This window comes from Streptomyces sp. CA-288835 (assembly GCF_050936385.1).
GTDB lineage: Bacteria > Actinomycetota > Actinomycetes > Streptomycetales > Streptomycetaceae > Streptomyces.
Window position 1 is genome coordinate 7,490,718 of record NZ_JBNJMW010000001.1, and the last position, 18,309, is coordinate 7,509,026.

At 68.1% G+C, this 18,309-nt stretch carries 10 protein-coding genes, 1 other RNA gene and 1 pseudogene; 7 read left to right on the forward strand and 5 right to left on the reverse strand.

The features are described 5' to 3' along the window. The first annotated feature begins 39 nt into the window (after nt 1-39). The 3 genes and pseudogenes from ACQEVY_RS33880 to rnpB all read left to right on the forward strand — a co-directional run bounded on the left by ACQEVY_RS33880 (nt 40) and on the right by rnpB (nt 2,377). Nucleotides 40-939, forward strand: coding sequence for a helix-turn-helix domain-containing protein (locus tag ACQEVY_RS33880; protein WP_432953180.1), 900 nt, complete (start codon nt 40-42; stop codon nt 937-939). Between the two features lie 19 nt (nt 940-958). Further along, a pseudogene (locus ACQEVY_RS33885) lies at nt 959-1,810 on the forward strand (DMT family transporter); the annotation flags it as partial. Between the two features lie 154 nt (nt 1,811-1,964). Beyond that, nucleotides 1,965-2,377, forward strand: an RNA gene (rnpB, locus tag ACQEVY_RS33890) — RNase P RNA component class A. A 109-nt stretch (nt 2,378-2,486) separates the two neighbouring features. Here the strand turns inward: rnpB and ACQEVY_RS33895 are convergent. Next, on the reverse strand, nt 2,487-4,592 hold the full coding sequence (locus ACQEVY_RS33895; protein WP_432955541.1) for a DEAD/DEAH box helicase: 2,106 nt from the start codon (nt 4,590-4,592) through the stop codon (nt 2,487-2,489). Nucleotides 4,593-4,612: 20 nt separating this feature from the next. Continuing rightward, complete coding sequence (gene brxD, locus ACQEVY_RS33900; protein WP_432953181.1) at nt 4,613-5,950, reverse strand: BREX system ATP-binding protein BrxD; 1,338 nt, start codon at nt 5,948-5,950, stop codon at nt 4,613-4,615. A 237-nt stretch (nt 5,951-6,187) separates the two neighbouring features. Between brxD and ACQEVY_RS33905 the strand changes: the two genes are divergently transcribed. Together ACQEVY_RS33905 and ACQEVY_RS33910 are read left to right on the forward strand one after the other, a co-directional pair. After that, the gene (locus tag ACQEVY_RS33905) at nt 6,188-7,996 is read left to right on the forward strand and encodes a GmrSD restriction endonuclease domain-containing protein (RefSeq protein ID WP_432953182.1); all 1,809 of its coding nucleotides are present in this window, start codon (nt 6,188-6,190) and stop codon (nt 7,994-7,996) included. A 7-nt stretch (nt 7,997-8,003) separates the two neighbouring features. After that, nucleotides 8,004-9,056 (forward strand): CBS domain-containing protein, encoded by a 1,053-nt coding sequence (locus ACQEVY_RS33910; RefSeq protein ID WP_432953183.1) that lies wholly within the window; start codon nt 8,004-8,006, stop codon nt 9,054-9,056. A 52-nt stretch (nt 9,057-9,108) separates the two neighbouring features. Here ACQEVY_RS33910 and pglZ read toward each other — a convergent pair whose 3' ends face one another. Next, on the reverse strand, nt 9,109-12,006 hold the full coding sequence (pglZ, locus tag ACQEVY_RS33915) for a BREX-2 system phosphatase PglZ (RefSeq protein ID WP_432953184.1): 2,898 nt from the start codon (nt 12,004-12,006) through the stop codon (nt 9,109-9,111). Between the two features lie 34 nt (nt 12,007-12,040). Then, entirely contained in the window at nt 12,041-15,967 is a 3,927-nt protein-coding gene (pglY, locus tag ACQEVY_RS33920; protein ID WP_432953185.1) for a BREX-2 system ATPase PglY, read from the reverse strand. Between the two features lie 312 nt (nt 15,968-16,279). On the opposite strand from pglY, the gene darT reads away from it, so the two are divergent. Then, nucleotides 16,280-16,921, forward strand: a complete 642-nt coding sequence (gene darT, locus ACQEVY_RS33925) for a type II toxin-antitoxin system toxin DNA ADP-ribosyl transferase DarT (RefSeq protein ID WP_432953186.1) — start codon at nt 16,280-16,282, stop codon at nt 16,919-16,921. A gap of 39 nt (nt 16,922-16,960) precedes the next feature. After that, nucleotides 16,961-18,046, forward strand: coding sequence for a type II toxin-antitoxin system antitoxin DNA ADP-ribosyl glycohydrolase DarG (gene darG, locus ACQEVY_RS33930; RefSeq protein ID WP_432953187.1), 1,086 nt, complete (start codon nt 16,961-16,963; stop codon nt 18,044-18,046). A gap of 28 nt (nt 18,047-18,074) precedes the next feature. On the opposite strand, the gene ACQEVY_RS33935 is transcribed toward darG, so the two are convergent. Continuing rightward, the gene (locus ACQEVY_RS33935; RefSeq protein ID WP_432953188.1) at nt 18,075-18,302 is read right to left on the reverse strand and encodes an AlbA family DNA-binding domain-containing protein; all 228 of its coding nucleotides are present in this window, start codon (nt 18,300-18,302) and stop codon (nt 18,075-18,077) included. Between the last annotated feature and the right edge of the window lie 7 nt (nt 18,303-18,309).

An 18,309-nucleotide genomic window follows, 5' to 3' on the forward strand; every position in this document is an offset into this window, starting at 1 on the left:
CCGGGCATAGAAAAGGCCCGCACGGGCGTTGCACGGAGCGTGCGAGGAGAGACGGTAACCGGCCGTGAGCAGGCAGTCTGGACCAGGGCAACGCTGGGCCAGACCGGCCGTCCGCTGGATCTCCTCACCGCCCGCTTCGACCGCCACCGCTACGCACCCCACGCCCACGAGGAGTTCAGCGTCGGCGTCTGCTTCAGGGGTGCCTCTTTCATCGACTACCGGGGCGGAGGCATCCATGCGGGCCCGGGCGCGATCATCGTCCTGGCCCCCGGAGAGGCCCACACCGGGATCGCGGACCCCGACGGCTACGCGTACCGCGCCCTGTACCCGGCCCCCTCCCTCCTCGCCGACGGAACCCTCGGCAGCGGCACACCACACTTCCGGGAACCCCTCCTCCACGACCCGGACCTGGCCACAGCCCTGCTCACCGCACACGCCGAACTCAGCGCCTGCCCCGACCCCCTGGAGACCGAGTCCCGTCTCCCGTGGCTGCTCACCGCCCTCGCCCGCCGCCACTCCACGGCCCGCCCGGTCCCGGACACGGTCCCCGGCGCGGACGGCATCGCCCACGCCGTACGCGACCGCCTCGCCGACGAACTCCTCGCCCCACCCTCCCTCGCCGACCTGGCCACCGACCTGGGCCTGTCCCGCTACCAGCTCCTGCGCGCCTTCCGTACGACCATGGGCCTGCCCCCGTACGCCTGGCTCGCCCAGCACCGGGTGACCCGGGCCCGCAGCCTGCTCGAGTCCGGCCACCGCCCCGCCGAGGCCGCCGCACTCGTCGGCTTCGCGGACCAGGCGCACCTGACGCGCTGGTTCCGGCGAGTGCTGGGGGTGACCCCGGCGGCGTACCGCAACAGCGTTCAACGCAACGGCAACCGCAACCGCGTTCAGCGCGACAACGCATCGCGCAACAGCGTTCAAGACGTACGCCCCTGACCCCGCCGAGACTCCCCGCATGACTGCACGCGGCTGGCTTCTCTTCTCCCTGATGGGAGTGTTCTGGGGCATCCCCTACCTGATGATCAAAGTGGCGGTGGACGGCGGTATGTCCCCGTCCATGGTGGTGTTCGCGCGCTGTGCGCTCGGCGCGGCGCTGCTTCTCCCCTTCGCCGTCCGCCAAGGGGGCCTGATCACTGTCGTACGCACCCACTGGCGCCCCATGCTGGCCTTCGCCTGCATCGAGATCATCGGCCCCTGGTGGACGCTCACGGATGCCGAACGCCACCTGTCCAGTTCGACGGCGGGCCTGCTGATCGCGGGAGTACCGATCGTGGGCGTCGTACTGGCCCGCTTCTTCGGCGAGACGGAACGGCTGGGCGTCCGCCGCGTGACCGGCCTGGCGCTGGGCCTGGCCGGAGTGGCGGTCCTCACGGCCCCGCACCTGACGGGCGGCAACGCCCGCTCTCTCGCGGAAATGGGGGTGACGGTCGTGGGCTACGCGACCGCCCCCCTCATCATGGCCCGCTACCTCAAGCAGGTCCCGACCCTCCAACTCATCGCTCCTTGCCTGCTGTTGGCGACGGTGGTGTACGCCCCGGCCGCGGCCGCCTCCTGGCCCGCCGAGCTTCCGACCGCCGAGGTCCTGGCCTCCCTGGCCGGCCTGGGAGTGATCTGCACAGCGCTGGCCTTCGTCGTCTTCCTGGAACTGATCCGGGAGGCGGGCCCGACCCGAGCCGTGGTCTTCACGTACGTCAACCCGGCGGTGGCGGTGTCGGCGGGAGTGGTGCTCCTGGACGAGGAGCTGACCGCAGGGGTGGTGGCGGCCTTCGCTCTGATCCTCCTGGGCTCCTTCCTGGCCACGGCGGCTGCTACTTCTCCCACGGCATCCCCTGCCTCTTCTTCCACGGCATCCACGGCATCCACGGCATCCACGGCATCCACGGCATCCACGGCCTCCGCCGGCTCCAGGACCTCGGGACCGGGGCGGGCCGCACGCCCGGTACCATGGTCGACACGGCAGACGAGCCGGGCGGACGGTCGCGTGGAGGTCCCTGTGGACCTCCCCGAGGAACGTCCGGGCTCCACAGGGCAGGGTGGTGGCTAACGGCCACCCGGGGTGACCCGCGGGACAGTGCCACAGAAAACAAACCGCCCAGCGCTCAGGCGCTGGGTAAGGGTGAAACGGTGGTGTAAGAGACCACCAGCGCCTGAGGTGACTCAGGCGGCTAGGTAAACCCCACCCGGAGCAAGGTCAAGAGGAGCCGCCTCTTCGAAAGAAGGGCGACTCTGCGCGGACGCCCGAGGGCTGCCCGCCCGAGTCCGCGGGTAGACCGCACGAGGCCGGTGGCAACACCGGTCCTAGATGGATGACCGTCTCCCCGGCCGCCGCGAGGCGGTCGGGTGACAGAACCCGGCGTACAGCCCGACTCGTCTGCCATTGTTGCTCGGCCAAGAGAGGAACAGCCTTCGTCACTCTGGTGCCTGCGGGAGAGCTGGGGACTCACACAAGCACTCCGTAGGTCATCTAGGACGGGCTCATCCCTTCAACTGGTCGTGAATCTGACGACCTCGCGCAGCGAGGCGGCTGCACCGTCCAGATCGGCCAGCCGGCCTGCGAGCGTCGCCTCGGCCAGACGTGGCGGAAGGGCCGCACCGAACTTCAGCCCGGCCACTGCGCGTGGGTCCACCGTCGGGAGACACAGATGGCCAGATGCGTCCGCAGTTGCCCGTTTCCAGTCCTGGGGCGTGATGTCCTCGCGTAGCCGGACGTACGTGTCCGTGGGACGCTGAAGTGGGTCGGCGATGGCGGAGAGGGTCGCGGCCAGGGTGGCGTTGGTGCGATAGCCCGCCCACGTCCACCACCGCACATTCGTGTCGTGGCCTCCCCGCATGATGACGGTGCCGTCGTGGTACACCAGTTCGGCGCTCTCATCGCGCACGCGGGCGAGAGCGCTTTCGGCACGGCGGGTGAGCGTGACCGGCGGGGTGGCGCCGAGCAGGATTTCGCGGGCCGCCCGTGTCAGCTCGTAGGACGCGGTGCGGGTGAGGCCGACGCCGCCCCAGCGGGCCCGCCCGCCACTCTCCACCGGCTCGACGAAGCAGCGGCGGCGCGACCAGTCGATGTACGTCACCTGCCAGCTGCGCCCGGCGAGCAGAAGTCGGCGAGGGCCGACGACCTCGTCCGTGAGCAGCACGGGATCTGTGCTGCCGATCTCGGTGCGGCCCGACAGCACGGTGAACTCCGGAGCGGCGGTGAAGACCGCGGTGAGATCCATGAAGTGCCGGTAGCCGAACCGCTTTTCGGCCTCTGGGCCGATGAACAGCAGTTCGCCGTCCCGGTCCAGATAGCCCTCCTCGACCAGGTGACGCACGATCGGCTCGGCGGAAGGGCCGAACGGACCGAGGCCTCCCCACCACTCCTGCCACAGCCGGTCACCGACCCGGTGCTCCTGGAGGCAGAGCGCCAGCACCTGTTGCGCGGCGATGTGCCGGGGTTCCGGAGGAGCGATGACCGGCTCCACCCAGCCGCGCGACCAGAGCAGCAGAAGTGCCGTCGCGGACAGGAGGCCGGCGTCGTCGGTGGCGAGGAACAGGCAGTTGCGGCTGGATCCGGGCCGTCGACCGGTGCGGCCCAGTCGCTGTAGGAAAGAGGCCACGGTGCTTGGTGCGTCGATCTGGACGACCCGGTCGAGGTCGCCGACGTCGATGCCCAGTTCCAGGGTGCTGGTGGAGACGATCACGCAGTCGCGAGCCTCCGCGAAGGCTTCCTCCGCCCGCCGTCGCTCGTCTGCGGACAGTGACGCGTGGGACAGGAAAGTGGTCATGCCCTTCGCACGTAGCGCCGCGCCGAGCTCCTCGACCTGCTTGCGCGATTCGCAGAAGACCAGGCGCTTCTCGCCCCGGTGCAATGCCGCGATCACCGTCGCCGCATTGGCCAGAGACCCCACATAGTCGAGTTGGACATCCCCGGGCGGGGGCAGTTTCTGTACCTTCTCCTTCAGGTGCGGGGCGACGACGTGTGCCGTGCGCTGCCCGGCCTTTGCTCCCTGCAACCAGGTGAGCAGCTCCTCCGGGTTACCCACGGTCGCGGACAGGCCGACCCGCTGCACGGGGCGCCCGGCCACCCGCTCCAGCCGTTCCAGCACGGCCAGTAGATGCCACCCTCGGTCGTCGCCCGCGAAAGCGTGCACCTCGTCGACGACGATCGCCCGCAGCCCGGAGAAGAACGCCTGGTGGTCGACGTTGGCGCTGACCAGCATGGCCTCCAGGGACTCGGGAGTGGTCAGCAGCACATCCGGTCGTTCGCGCAGGATGCGCTTGCGGCGGGAGTGCGTGACGTCGCCGTGCCAGAGTGCGGCTGTACGTCCGAGCCAAGAGGTGTACGTCTCCAGTCGGGGCAGCAGGTTGTTGAGCAGCGCCTTCAGCGGACATACGTAGAGGACCGAGGTGCCGTCCCATTTCTCCTGCGCCATCCGCGACAGCAAGGGGAAACACGCAGCCTCGGTCTTCCCGCCTGCGGTGGGGGCGATCAGCACGGCGTCCGCCCCGTCTGTCAGGGGGGTGATCGCCTCCTCCTGGAGGAACCGCAGGCGGGGCCAGCCCAGGGTGTTCACGACGTGGTGGACCAACCCAGGGTGAAGGAGGTCCATCGGGTCGGGCGCCACATCGCTCACGGGAGGTCCAGTTCGACATCGTCGGCGCTGTCGACCGCCGCGGCGTTGCGCTCGACCTCGGTCAGCTCCGAGGAGTTCACCGTGAGTGCGTAGTGCTTGCGCGGATCGAAGTCCTCGAACTGGTCCACACGGTCGAGGACGTCGCCGACGAGTTTCTTGAGGAACAGACGAGGCGCTACCCCCACCTTGCCCCCCAGCGCTCCGCCGACGGCCTTGGCCAGGTCGGCGACATATACGTCGTCTGTGATCTCCTTGACTCGCTCGGTCGCCGAAGACCCGGACGCATACAGGTCCCGGATGGTCAGTCCTAGACCGATCAGCGAGTCAAGGGTGAAGCCCGGCAGTCTGAGCTGCACCGCACGTGGGTTGTCGAAGCGTGGATCGGTGGTGAAGTCGGTGGCCAGTCGCTGGGCCAGCGGAGCCAGACGCTGCACGCCCTGTCGTCCGTCGTAGAACGCCGGTGTGCCGGTGATCAGCAGATAGAGGCCGGGGAAGCGTCCGGAGTGCACCTCGTCGATGAGCTGGCGCAGCGCGTTCAGCGCCTTGTCACGGGCGTCGGAGCGGACTCGTTGCAGGGTCTCCACCTCGTCCAGCACAACGAACAGGCCCGCGTGCCCGGAGTCACGCAGCACGGTGAGCAGCCCCTGCAGAAACCCCAGGGCGCCGAAGTGGTCGAGGTCGCCGCGCACCCCGGCGGACCTGCGGGCCGCCGCGGCCACGTGCGGCTGTCCGCCCAGCCATGCCATGACGGCCGAGGCGGTGGCCTCGTCTCCCGACTCGAGTGCCGTTCGGTATCCGCGCAGCGCCGTCGCGAACGACGGGGCGTGCCGGGACACCTCGGTGAGCCGGGCTGTCATCAACCGCTCCACCTCTGCGGGCAGGTCCTCCTCGGACGCGCCCGCGGCGAGGGCGTCCTCCTCAAGGGCGTAGAACCAGGCGTCCACGACCGGCCGGAGCGCGCTCGGAGGGAATCCGGGCGTGGCCAGCCGCTCGGTGAGGCGGCGGTAGACGGTCTCCAGCTTGTGCAGCGGGGTCTCGGTCTCCGAGACCTGGATCTCGGCGACGGCGAAGTTGCGCCGCTTGGCCCGCTCGCCGAGCCACCGCGCGAAGAAGGTCTTGCCCGACCCGTACTCGCCGCGTACGGCCTTGAACACCGACGCGCCCGACGCCACGGCGTCGAGTTCGGAGTCCAGGGCACTCTGGAACCGGTCCAGGCCGGTGGCCAGCAGGTCGAGCCCGCTCTCGGGAACAGCTCCCCGGCGCAGCGCATCGATCACGTCACGACGCCGGGCGGCACTGACGGGTCCGTTTCGGCCAGGGTTGTCTGTACTCACCCCGACAGTCTCCCATCGGCCTGAGACCACGAGGGCGCAGGGCGAAACGAGCGGCACCATAGTGCGTTTGGACCGCGGTGCGGACGGATTGTCCGGCAGGCTCTGGATTGCCGATGATGGTGCGTGGTAGCGGCGTTGCCGGACGCCTTGACTGCCGCCAACCCCATTGATGCAATGGCATGTTCACCGCGTGAGGAGCGGTGACGCAGCGTTCAGTCCTAGACCGAAAGACATAGCGTGGCACTAGACAGTCTGAAACTCAGCGACGCCCTTGCGGACGTCGCTTCCGGCGCCTTACAGCTCCCCGACTTCCAACGCGAGTGGAAGTGGGACGACGAGCGCATCAGAGCGCTCATCGCGACGGTGACACTCGACTATCCGCTCGGGGTGGTGATGGCGCTGCAGACCAATGGCACCTCGCTGTTCCGCACTCGGACACTCAAAGGTGCCGAAGACGCGGAGGGCCGGGTGCCCGATCTCTTGCTGCTCGACGGCCAGCAGCGGTTGACCTCCCTCTTCCAGGCCCTGCACCGGGATCGCCCGGTGGAGACGGTGGATGCTCGCGGCAAGGAGCTGAGGCGCTGGTACTACGTCGACATCGCCAAGGCCATCGGGCCACCGGCCGAACGCGACGACGCCATCGTGTCCGTGCCTGAGGACAAGATCCTCAAGACCGGCTTCAACCGCAGGGACCTCATCGACCTGAGTACCGTCGAAGGTGAGTGCGCGGCAGGCTACTTCCCCCTCCACTTCGTGTTCGACACCGAGCGAGTGAATGACTGGCACCAGGAGTACGTGAAGGTCGACGTCACGAACTGGGGGCTGTGGGGACAGTTCCAGATGCACGTGCTCAACCGCATGCAGTCGTTCCAGGTCCCGATGATCAAGCTCGCGGCCTCCACGACCATGGACGCGGTCTGTGCTGTGTTCGAGCGGGTGAACACCGGTGGTGTGCCGCTCAATGTCTTCGAACTGCTGACGGCCACCTATGCGGGCAACCAGGAGTACGTGGCCGAGCATGGCGACTACTACAAGCTCCCCGACGTCTGGCTGGACATCAAGAAGGGCCTGACGTCGTCATACCCCGTGTTCGGACGTATGGAGGCCGGCGTCGAGGACGGGCTCAGCAGCAGCGACTTCCTCCAGGCCGTGGCGCTCGTCCGAACCTGGGAGCGCAAGCGCCAGGAGCCGCGGGCCGCGGTCTCCTGCAAGCGCCGTGACCTGCTGGAACTGCCGCTCGCCGACTTCAGCCTGCTCGCTCCGCGGGTGGCGAAAGCCTTTGAGTGGGTGGGGACTTTCCTGGAGCGGCAGTGCATCGTGCGCACCCCGGACCTGCCGTATCGCACCCAACTTGTGCCGCTGGCTGCCGTACGGACAATCTTGGGCGAGCAGACCGAAACCGTGGAGGCCGACGAACTGCTCACCCAGTGGTACTGGTGCGGTGTGCTCGGTGAGATGTACGGCGGTTCCACGGAGAGCCGCTTCACCCGCGACGTCGAGCAACTCATCGAACGCCTGCGGGGCAACACTGAAGTAGTCCCCGACACGATTGCCGAGGCGGCCTTCCTGGATGACCGGCTGGACACCCTCAGCACGCGCAACAGTGCTGCCTACAAGGGGGTTTACGCCCTTCTCGTCAAGCAGGGGGCAGTGGACTGGTACTTCACGGAAGCACCCCTGAACGCCGCGCGCCTGGCCGAGTACAGCGTGGAGGTGCGTCAGATCTTCCCGAAGGTGTGGATCGACAAGAACCACCGGGCCTACAGCAACAGGGCGAACTCGATCATCAACAAGACGCCCCTGTCGCTCCGGGCCAGCAAGAGCATGACTGGATCGCCCGCCGGATACCTGAAGACGCTCGCGCTCGAGTCGGGAATGCGCCCCGAGTGGTTCGACGACGTCATCGGCACTCACCTCATCGACCCTGTCGCGCTGCACTCGGGCGATTTCGAGCAGTTCTACGAGAACAGGTCCAAGCAGCTGCTGGAGCTGGTCATGTCGGCCATGGGCAAGCGCACCGTCTTCCGCGACGCGAAGGCCGGGTGACGCGGCCGTGCTCCGGACACCTTCCGACGAAGAACTGCTGGCGCTCAAAGGCCGGCGCATACCTCTCGTTGAGCTCCTGACCTGTTTCAACACCCGGTTCCGCAACGACCAGGCCATCCTGCACATCGAGCAGAAGCTGAAGGATGTCGGTCTCGCGACCCTGCCGTACTTCGCCACCTGCAGCAGCCAGTCCGAGATCCACATTGTTGCCCAGGAATCCGCAGCAGGGGACCAGGGGGACGGCGCGGACGAGGAGCAGGAGGACGAGGCGGGGCTGCTGCCCGGTGCCATGCCGCAGCAGCCCTTCCGGATCGGCGACCTGCCCTGCGCACACGCCGGAGTCGACTCGGTCACGCCTGCCTCGGACCTCACCGAGGCGACGTACATCATGCACACGAAGAACTACTCCCAGGTCCCGGTCCTGGAGGACCAGTACACAGTGGCAGGTGTCGTCACCTGGCGCTCCGTGGCCAAGATGTACGCCACGGGCGCGGAAGCGGCAATGGGCAACGCGATCGTGGAGGACCCGCCGGTCGCACACGCCCACGACGACTTCTTCGCCATGCTCTCCAACGTCTGCGAGCACGGATACGTGCTGGTCCGGGCCCACAACGGGCGCATTAGCGGCATCGTCACCGCTGCGGACATCACCCAGCGCTTTGACGCGACCGCATGGCCGTTCTTCGTGGTGGGCGAGATCGAGTTCCGGCTCCGCAAGTGCCTCGGCGCGAAGATGAGCGAGGACGCCATCCGTGCCGTGCAGCACAACGACAGGAAGACGGGGAAGATCGCGGACCTCATGTTCGGCCAGTACGTGATGCTGCTGGACGGCGATCAGCGCAACAGACAGGGTCACCGCAAAGAAGCGCTGTGCGCCGCCGCCGACCAGAACTGGCAGACCCTGGGGTGGACCGGGGTGAACCGCGTCCAGTTCGTGCACCAGCTCGACCGGGTGCGCAGCATCCGCAACCAGATCGCGCACTTCGACCCGGAGCCGCTGTCGGCGCAACGGAGCGAAGAGCTGCGCCAGTTCGCGGGGTTGCTGCGCCAGCTCACCTGAGGCATGGTGTGGTCGGTCCTGGGGCGCCCCGCGACCGACTACACCGTTTCCCTCAGCTCAACTCGAACTGGTCCCGCAGCAGTCCGGTGTGCAACCGCAGGGTCCGCCCGTCCGGCAGCGTCTCCAGCACCTGGACACCGTCGTGATTGAGCAACTGCCGTAGCACGGCGGCGAAGCCGTCGGCCGGCCGATTCGCGGGCAGGCCGACGCGCTGAGCGAGAGCAGTCATGGGCAGGGTGCCGCCCGCGTCCAGCAGAGCGTGTACGGCCTTTTCCACCCGAACAAGGTCCGGTTTACGAGCGAGCAGCTGCACCTGCGCCGCAAAGACCTCGGACTTCAGGAGGGCATCGACCAAGGCATCACCCGGAGACACCGGGGTTACGGACAACAGAGCGCCGCCCTCGGATCCCGAAGGAACCAGCGCCACGTCGAACAGCGCCTCGTGGCTCTTGGCGAGTTCCGCCTCGTTCTTGGTCTTCTTGGGCGACTTCTTCGGTACGGGTGCCGAGACCGCGGCGGCATGGGCCGCCCGCGGCGGCTGCTTCTCCCCTGGCGAGGCCAGTGACCACCAGGTCGGCTGCTGGTTCCCCAGCTCCCGCCAGCCGCTCGGCGGTTTCGCCCCGAAGGGCAGGAAGGCCAGCACCGGGATGGCGAACTCGGCCAGGGATGCGCCGCCGTGATAGCCGGCCTTGCGAGACGTGTAGCGGGTGCCGGCGTCCCAGAGTGCGACGATCTCGCTCTCCGGCTCCGGGTCGAGAACCCGAGGACCTGTCAGCACGATTTCCGGCTCGATGAGCGGACTTCCGGGGCCGCGGTGCCGCGCGGACCGCACGTCCTCGGCGTCCACCCGAGCCGTCCGCCGGTCGATGACGTGACCGTGGTCGCTGGTGAGGATCACCGCACGGCCCTGGTCCGCGGCAGACCGAAGCAGCGCTCGCAGCCCCCCTATGTGGGACAGCCGCCAGGCACCGTCACCGAGTTTCTGCTCGGAGGCCAGCCGGTCGTCCACAGTGTTGAGGACCACCGCCACATGCGTGCGGTCGCCGACGAGCGCGTCGTGCAGTTCGGGCCCGAACGGCTCACCACTGCTCTCGGCCCGCAGATCGTCCTTGTGGAAGACCGCCACGTCCTCCCCGCCCCAGAAGCGGTGAGCGGGGACCAGCCTCTTCTCGTCGGCCTGTGTGCCCTTCATCAGCCGCGCCGCGAAGAGCGAGGTCCGGGATACGGCCGTGATGGTGGGGAGCGCGGCTGCCATCGCGCGGCGCTGTGGGGCGTCCTTCGCCCCTGGCAGCGGGTCGTACTCGGCCCAGTGGTCGCGCAGTTGGTCGCCGAGCTCGGCGGCGATGGCCGCGCTCATCCCGTCGAGCACGAGGAGGAGCACTCTCCGCTCGCCGGCCTTCACTACCGGGGCGACGACCTCGGGGAGGAACGTCTCCACGGCCAGCATCGAGCCGGGGCCTCGGTCGGTCGCCGTCCGGGCGGCAAGCACCTGGGCGAAGTGCCGGTCGATCTCGCGCCGACGGTCGTGCGCCGAGGCACACAGAACGTCGTATGCGGACCGGAGCGCCGGATCGGGGTCGCCCCCGGACTCGATGTGCTCCAGCGCCAGGTCCACCCAGCCCGTCTCGGTGACGTGACGGGCGATGGCATCCGCCACCGTGTGGGTCTCCGCCGGCGGGTCGGTCGCGAGCCAACGTGCCAGCCGTTGCGCCATGCGCACCCGCTCGATACGGATGCTGTAGTCGGGATCCCGGGCGAGCCGGTGTTGGCTGAGGGCCTTGACGGCCGGTGTGATCCGCTCGGGGGCGCCGCTCGACAGCGCCTCGCCGGCAGCAGTGAAGCGTGCTTCAAGTCCTGCCGCCAGTACGGGACTCGTCCCTGCGGCTCGTTCCGCCCCGAACTGGCGCGCAAGCGCGGCCGCCCGGTCGAGGACGGAGCCGGTCAGCCGCCGGGCTTCCGCTGCCGTTTCGGCACTGTCCGACCGTCCCGTCAGCAGCAGGGCGGAGACGAACTCCTCGCAGGACCGTCCGAACGCCGCCGCGAGGACGTCCAGGTGCTGACCTTGGGCGGGCGGCTCCTCTCCGAACCAGCGCTCGGCCCGCCCCCGGGCCCGGTAGTCCTCAGCGTCTGCTGCGGCGTCGGCGTGTCCCCACAGCGCCGCGCAAACCAGCCCGAATGCGACGGCGTCCGGCCCGTGTTCCGCCGTCACCAGGGCGAGCATGGCCTGTCCCGCGCGTCCGGCCTGCTCCTCTTCGCCGAGGAACTGCACGAGCCCGGCTCGCTCGGGCGCTCGCAGCGCCAGGAGCCGTTCGGGGCCGCCAGGGGCGAGGGACCATCGCAGCAGGGTGTGGATGTCCAGTTCGTCACCGACTCCCGCCGCGGAGCGGGAGATTTCGGCGTCCGGGTCGTAGCGGCCGATTCCCAGCCTGCGCAGGGCGAGCGAGGTCAGCGCCTCGCGCCGCGACAGCACACCGCCCGCCAGCTTCGGCCACCCACCGTGCGGGGGAGCGGCGTCCAGCAGCGCCTCGGCAGCCCAGTTCTCCTCGAACAGCCGGTGGTCCGAGGCGCTTGCACCGAACGCCTCCCGTACGACGTCCCAGGTGTCGACGGCGTTGACCCGCTGCCGGTGCACCTTGGCCAGCAGATCGGGCCCGAGCTCCGCCTCCTCGCGGTCGGTGAGTACCACCAGCACGTCGGGCCCGGTGGCCGACGGCTTCTGGTGCGCGAGGAGCAGCTCGTACACGCCGAGAGGAGAGGGCGCCGCCGCGACCGTGGCCCGCCGCTGCTCACCCCACGGCAGTTCGGCCGGGCCGTCCCAGGAGGGCGCGGCCCGCAGCAGCACGACTCTGCGCTTGTCCGGCTTGAGACCGGGCTGCGACGCCAGGTACTGGGTGATGGTCGCGGCGTTCAGCCGCACCGCGCTGGTGGTGGTCACGGCCGCCGCACTCACTGGTCCCACACCTTCTTCGTTCGCTGCCTTCCGCTCATTCCACGACCCGCCAGTTGATCTCGATCTCTGCGTCCGGCTCGGCAGAGGCCAGTTCGGCCAGTTCGGCCCGCAGCCGGTCCAGCGCACGGGAGGCCGTGGTCCGGCCCCCGCCCGAGCGGCGTCCCGCACGCCGTCCGCTGCCGGTGTCAGGGTGGGTGGAGGGCACGGGCGGTTGGCTGGTGTCGGTGTTCAGACTGATCGCGTCGGGCTTTGTGAGGGGTTCGGTCGGATTGGCCGCGGTGTACGCCCTACGCGGGTCAGCGGTGTGTGCCTGGCTGCGCTCGATGACGGCGACGATCGACCGCCGTGCCTCCCGCAGCGCCTCCTTGAGGTCCTTGGTCCGCTGATCGACACGCGCCGCGCCGCGCAACTCCTCCAGCACCGCCTCGCCCTGCGGCCCGTAGTTGGGCGCGAGCTTGAGCATGTCCCAAGCGGCGGTGGCCAAGGCAGCCGCGACGGCCTCGGCCTGCTTGATCGACGCACCGTAGCGGCTCGTCGGCACCTCGCCGAGATCGAAGCCGGCGAAGGCGGAGATGATCTGCTTGGCCGCAGCGGAACCGCCTGCCGCGCCCTGATCCAGCCCGCGCAGCTCGTCCAACAGGTCCCGGGCCCGGCGGGCGATCGCCAGTCGGCCGGACTCGTCGGTGCCGTCCAGGTCGAACAGCGTCGCGTGCATCTCCAGCTGCGCCACCAGATCGGCTGCGTGCGGCTGGTACGTGCGGGCCTGCTCTGAGATCCGCCGGGCGAACTGCCCGACCATCCGGCCCCTGCGAAGCCTGGGCGGCTCCTCCCCGAAGATCTCCCAGTAGCGGCGCCCCGCCTCCTCCCAGACGTGTTCCTCCGGCAGTGGCTGGGAACGCAGCGCGTCCTGCGGCTTGATCGCCGAGAGTTCGGGCGAGGGGTCGAGCAGCGCACCCGCCCGTACCCAGACCCGGTCGTCCATCTCCGCGTACGACGCGATGACCAGGTGGGCGAGGAACGGCTCCAGACCCATCGTCGCGGGACGGTCGATCCACTCGGTGAGCTGGACGACGCTCAGATCACCGGGGCCGGCCTCGCCACGCGCCTGGAGGGCGAAGTGCTCCGGCCAGCGACTGGAGAGCCGGAAGTACGCCTCCTTCTGCTGGCCGAGCCCCAGCGGCGCGGCGATGCGCCGCATGAGCGGACGCTCCTTGGCCGGGATCTCGGCCTGCCGGTCACCGGCCTCCGCGGCGGCGCGGATGTGCCCGAACACGGTCCGCGCGTCGGCGAGTTTGACGACCGTACCCGTGCCCTCAGGGTCGAAGTCCGGATGCGCGGGGAACTGGTGGGCCAGCAGCTTGCCCGCCACATGCCTTGCCGCGTCGTGCAGGGACTGCCCGATGGAGACACGTAGATCCGGCACGTCGGGCAGCGGCTCCAAGTGCTCGTTGAAGTCCGGATTGACGTCGCCGGGCTTCTTGGCCGCAAGGCCGTAGGCCTGCTTGAACGCCGCCTTCACCGTCTTGGTGAGCGTCTCGCGCTGGTCTTCCAGCAGCGCCTTGGCACGGGCTCGGTTGTCGGCATTCAGGTGTTGCGCGTAGCTGGTGTCGAAGCGCCGCTGGTCGGCGAGTGCGTAGTGGATGACGACCAGCCGCTGGAAGTCCTGGAAGCGGCCGGTGGACAGATGCGTGGGAATCCACCCCACCGTCCGTGGCCGATTGCCGGGAAGCCGACGGAGCTCGGCCATGCGGTTGGCGTCCTCGCGCGGCCCGTACTCGCCCTCGTCGTACGGCAGATCGATGATCATCCGCCACAGCCCGTCCTGGCTGGGGGCGAACTCGTGGTCCTGCAGGTCGTCGTGGTCGGCGATGTTGCCGAAGATGACCTCCACCGTGCGGTTCGAGCCGCGCCAGACGAACTTCAGCTCGTCCGCGGTGAGCCTTTCCTGGAGGTCGATGCCCAGCTCTTCGGCGAGGAGTCGCTTGGCGAGGGAGCGGCGGTTGGAGCGGTTGTTGTTGACGTTGGCATTGGCGATGACGGAGTCCACGTCCACGCCGGCCAACTCGAGCCGTACGCCCGGGTTGACCTTGGTACCGGTGGGCTTGATCTCCGCGAAGCGCGCCGCCCACTCGTCGATCTTCGACTTGATCGCGCCGACCTCCGCCCCCGGGATGGGGGAGATGACCGAGCCGTGATTGAGGGACGCGAGCCGCCGGATCGTCAGGTCCCGCAGCGCGGGCACGCTGGGCGCCAATGCGGACAGCAGGAGCGTGCACATCAGCCGGTCGTCACCCACGAACGCCTTGCACCGCTGCAGGTGCCCTTGATCGGTGATGGTCTCGCGGCGGTGGCGGTAGCGCTCGATGTCCTCCTCGGTGACCTCGTACATCGCCAGGAGATAGGGCCGCAGTTTGGTGCGGTACAGCTTGTCCGCGGCCTGGAACTCCACCTTCAGACTGTCGACGAACGGCCGGTCGCCGCCATCGGCGATGACCGGGTAGAGGTCGCCGAGCGGGATGAGCTGTTCCAGCGTCGCGTCGTCGCGATGGTCGGCCAGCAGCTGGCCCATCAGCTTCAGACCGGTACGGGAGCGCTGCAGCGCCGAGGAGATGTGGACGAGAGTGTCCATGAACGAAGGGGAGAAGGGGTACGTCAGCCGGAACGACGCCTCGTCGGCCCCGGTCGTCCCCTCGTCGGAGCCCAGCAGCACGTCCCACACCTGCGGCCCGACCCGCTTGATCTTCGCGAACGCCGCGTCCAGCTTGGCGGCGGCCTCCGCGTTCCTGGGCTTCAGGAGACGGGCGTGGGCGATCTGCGGGAGGTTGCGGTCCTCCAGCGTGATCTTGTCGAAGCGCCCGGAAGCCAGGTTGAGACTGTCCTGGATCGCGGTCTCGGCCGCCCCGGAGACCTCCTGGCCGACCAGCTCCCGCAGATCGCGCTGCCGTGCGATGAACGACACGATCGGGATGGCGCGGCGCGAGTCGGCGCCCTCCACGAAGTTGGTGATCTTGTCGGCTTCGCGGGAGACGAACTTCTGGTCGTGGATGCGGTTGGCGAGCCAGAGGATCAGCTCGTCCATGAACAGGATCAGCCCGTCGTACTTCAGCGACTTCGCATGCTCGGCGATGACGGCGAGGCCTGCGTCGAGCGAGATGAAGCCGTGCTCGTCCTCGGCGGCGTTCTTCGCGAAACCGGGGAACCAGCTGGTGCTCGCGTCGTGCACCAGCTTGGCGCGCAGCTCGGCCGGGGTGGTCGGGTTGACCAGGTTGAGGTTGACCTCGGCGCCGTCCAGTTCCTCGGCGGTGAGGGCGGTGTCGAGGAGCGCCTGGGTCCAGGCGAAGGAGTCACCCCACTCGTCGTCGGCATCGACGGTGTCTCCGTCGGCCGCGGCTCCGGCGAGCCCTTCGATGAACTTGTCGTCGCCCATACGATCCCGCAGCGCGCGGATGTCCGCGAAGAGGGAGTCGGTCCGGTAGACCTGCGGAGTGGGCGCATCGGAATGCAGTGCCTTGACGTGGCTGACGTACCCGCCGAGCACCCGCTGCTCCAGGGACTTGGCCCCGAGCATGTGGTACGGCACGAGAAGGAACCGCTTCCCGTCGGTGCTCAGCCATTCGTGTTTGGCCAGCACCGGATCGAAGTCGGTCCGGGCGCGTGCGGCCTCGTCCCCCCGGAGCAGGGCGTGCAGCACGGCCATGAAGTGCGACTTACCGGAACCGAACGAGCCGTGCAGATACGCGGCCTTCGACGTCTGCCCGTCCAGCGCGGTCTTGATCAGACTCAGAGCCTCGTCGAAGTTCTCGAGAAGACGCTCGGTGACGACGTAATCCCGCAGCGCCCGCTCGGCGCCCTCTTTGGTGACGGCCTCGGCCAGCTTCAGGACGAAGTCCGACGTGGAGATGGACGTCTTGATGTCGATGACATCGCGGAGGAGGGGGGCCGTGGCGGCGGTCGGGGCCATCTCTGTCTCGCGTCTCCTGTTTTCCGTGTACTACGTCTGCGTCCACCGGGCAGCGCGGCGCGTCCCCCGTCGACCAGGACGGCGTGTGACGCTCAGCGCGGCCCGCTGTCCCGGAGGTACCGTCCGCCGCTGTTCACACGGCTGCGAACGGTCTTCGATCGTATCGGGTGGGTACGACGCGGAGGAGACGTCTCGTGCAGGCCGGCGCGAGCGGTGCAGGCCAGTCCGGTACGGGGTAAGGCAGTGTTGTTTCAACCCGACGGTCAGGGCATGGCCCGAGTGGCTGAAGGGACGATCAGATACTCTCCGGCTGTGTTGCCTCCAGAGGATCGCCCCATCTATCACTTCACGCACATAAGCAACCTGCCCAATGTGCTGGACCAGGGCTGTATCAACTGCGACCGCATCGTGCGTGAGGACCGCAGTCTGCAGGTGGAGTGCGGAGACCAGGCCATCAAGGAGCGGCGACGCTTGCGGAAGGTCGACCCGTTCCCGGGCGGAGTGGTCGCAGACTACGTGCCGTTCTACTTCGCCCCTCGCTCGCCCATGCTCTACAAGATCCGTAAAGGATCGGTGCCGACCTATGCGGATGGGCAGGATCCGCTGGTCTACCTGGTGACGAGTCCCCGGAGACTGGTTGAAACCGGCTGCGTCAGCGTGTTCAGCGATGGGAACTGCGCGGCGGACATCACCGCGATCGAAAGCGACCTGGCGCGTCTGGGCAGTCACGTGGACTGGTCGGTGATGGAGCGGGAACGATGGAACAATACTCCTGAAGACCCTGATCGCATGCGGCGGCGCATGGCGGAGTTCCTCGTACACGAGCGTGTTCCCGTCGCGGCCGTTACCCACTTGGCAGTGCGGACACAGTCACGGGCGGATGCTGTGCGGCAGCTCCTGGACGGTAGGAACCTCCGGCTCGACGTGATTGTCAGACCCGCTTGGTATTACTAAGACGAAGCTGTCCAGCAGGGAGAAGGAGGGAAGGTAGCCGTGATCATCTATGCGGAGGGTAACCTCCTGACTGCGCAAGTGGATGCTCTGGTCAACACCGTCAACACGGTCGGTGTCATGGGCAAGGGAATCGCTTTGCAGTTCAAGCGGGCCTACCCGGACAACTTCGCGTCGTACGAGAAGGCGTGTGCGGCGGGCGAGGTGCAGCCCGGCTCCATGCACATGCATGATCGAGGCGAGTCGGCCAAGCCTCGGTACATTGTCAACTTCCCGACCAAGCGGCACTGGCGCTCGCCATCACGTCTCGAAGACGTGCAGCACGGCCTGCAGGATCTCCGGCGCGTCATTGTCGAACGGCAGATCCGGAGCATCGCAGTACCTCCGTTGGGATGCGGTAACGGAGGGCTGGCCTGGGATGACGTCCACCCTATGATCATCGCCGCGCTGGGCGATCTGCCGGACGTCGAGGTGTGCGTTTACCCCCCGCACGGTGCTCCGCCTGCGACCGCCATGCCGAACAACCAGGAGCCTCCTGCGCTCAACCGTGAGCGGGCGGCTTTCCTGGTCGCCCTCGACCGGTACATCAAACGCGGACTTGCCGGGGGATTCTCCATCGAGCGGCAGGCGACCCTGCTGGAGGCCCATAAGCTCGTCTACCTGCTGCAACGTCTAGGGTTCGATCTCGGCCTGCGCTTCACCAAAGGCCACTATGGCCCCTACTCGGCCAGTCTGGACCGTGCCATCGCGGCACTTGAGGGCCATTACGTCAGCGGTTACGGAGACGGTACGCGAGGAGCCTCAGTCCCTCTGTCACCTGCGCCGGAAGCTGTGGCTCAGGCAGCTGAACTCCTCAGCTCGGACAGGCAGTTCAGCGCTGCGATTGAGCGCCTTGAGCAGCTCGTCGACGGATATGAGCACCCCTATGGCATGGAACTGCTCGGTACGCTCCTCTTCGCGTCGGAAGCGCTTGTGTCCGACCCGGCGACCTATGCCACGGCAGCGGAGTACGTGAAGAAATGGACACCCCGCAAGCAGCGCATGTTCACGGACGCGCACCTTTCGGCAGCGTGGGAACGTTTGACGAAATGCTCACTCACACCTTCTGCGACGCAGCCTTCACAGTAGAAGCCGTGAAATTGAGCATCGCCTTTTTCTACAACAGAGCGATGAGAAGGCCGCCCGTGTGGTTGGCGAAGGCGGCGATTTCTTTGGCCAGTTCCTCGCGTCCCTTGTCATCGGCGCTGTAGTGCGCCCGCTTGTAGTCGAGATCCTCGCTCTCGGCCGCTTCGGCGTTCCCGACCAGATCAGCGATGCTGCTGTAGTCGATGTCGTTGAGCCGCCCGCCCAGCAGGCTTTCGAGCCTGCGCAGTCGCGTCACCATATCCAGA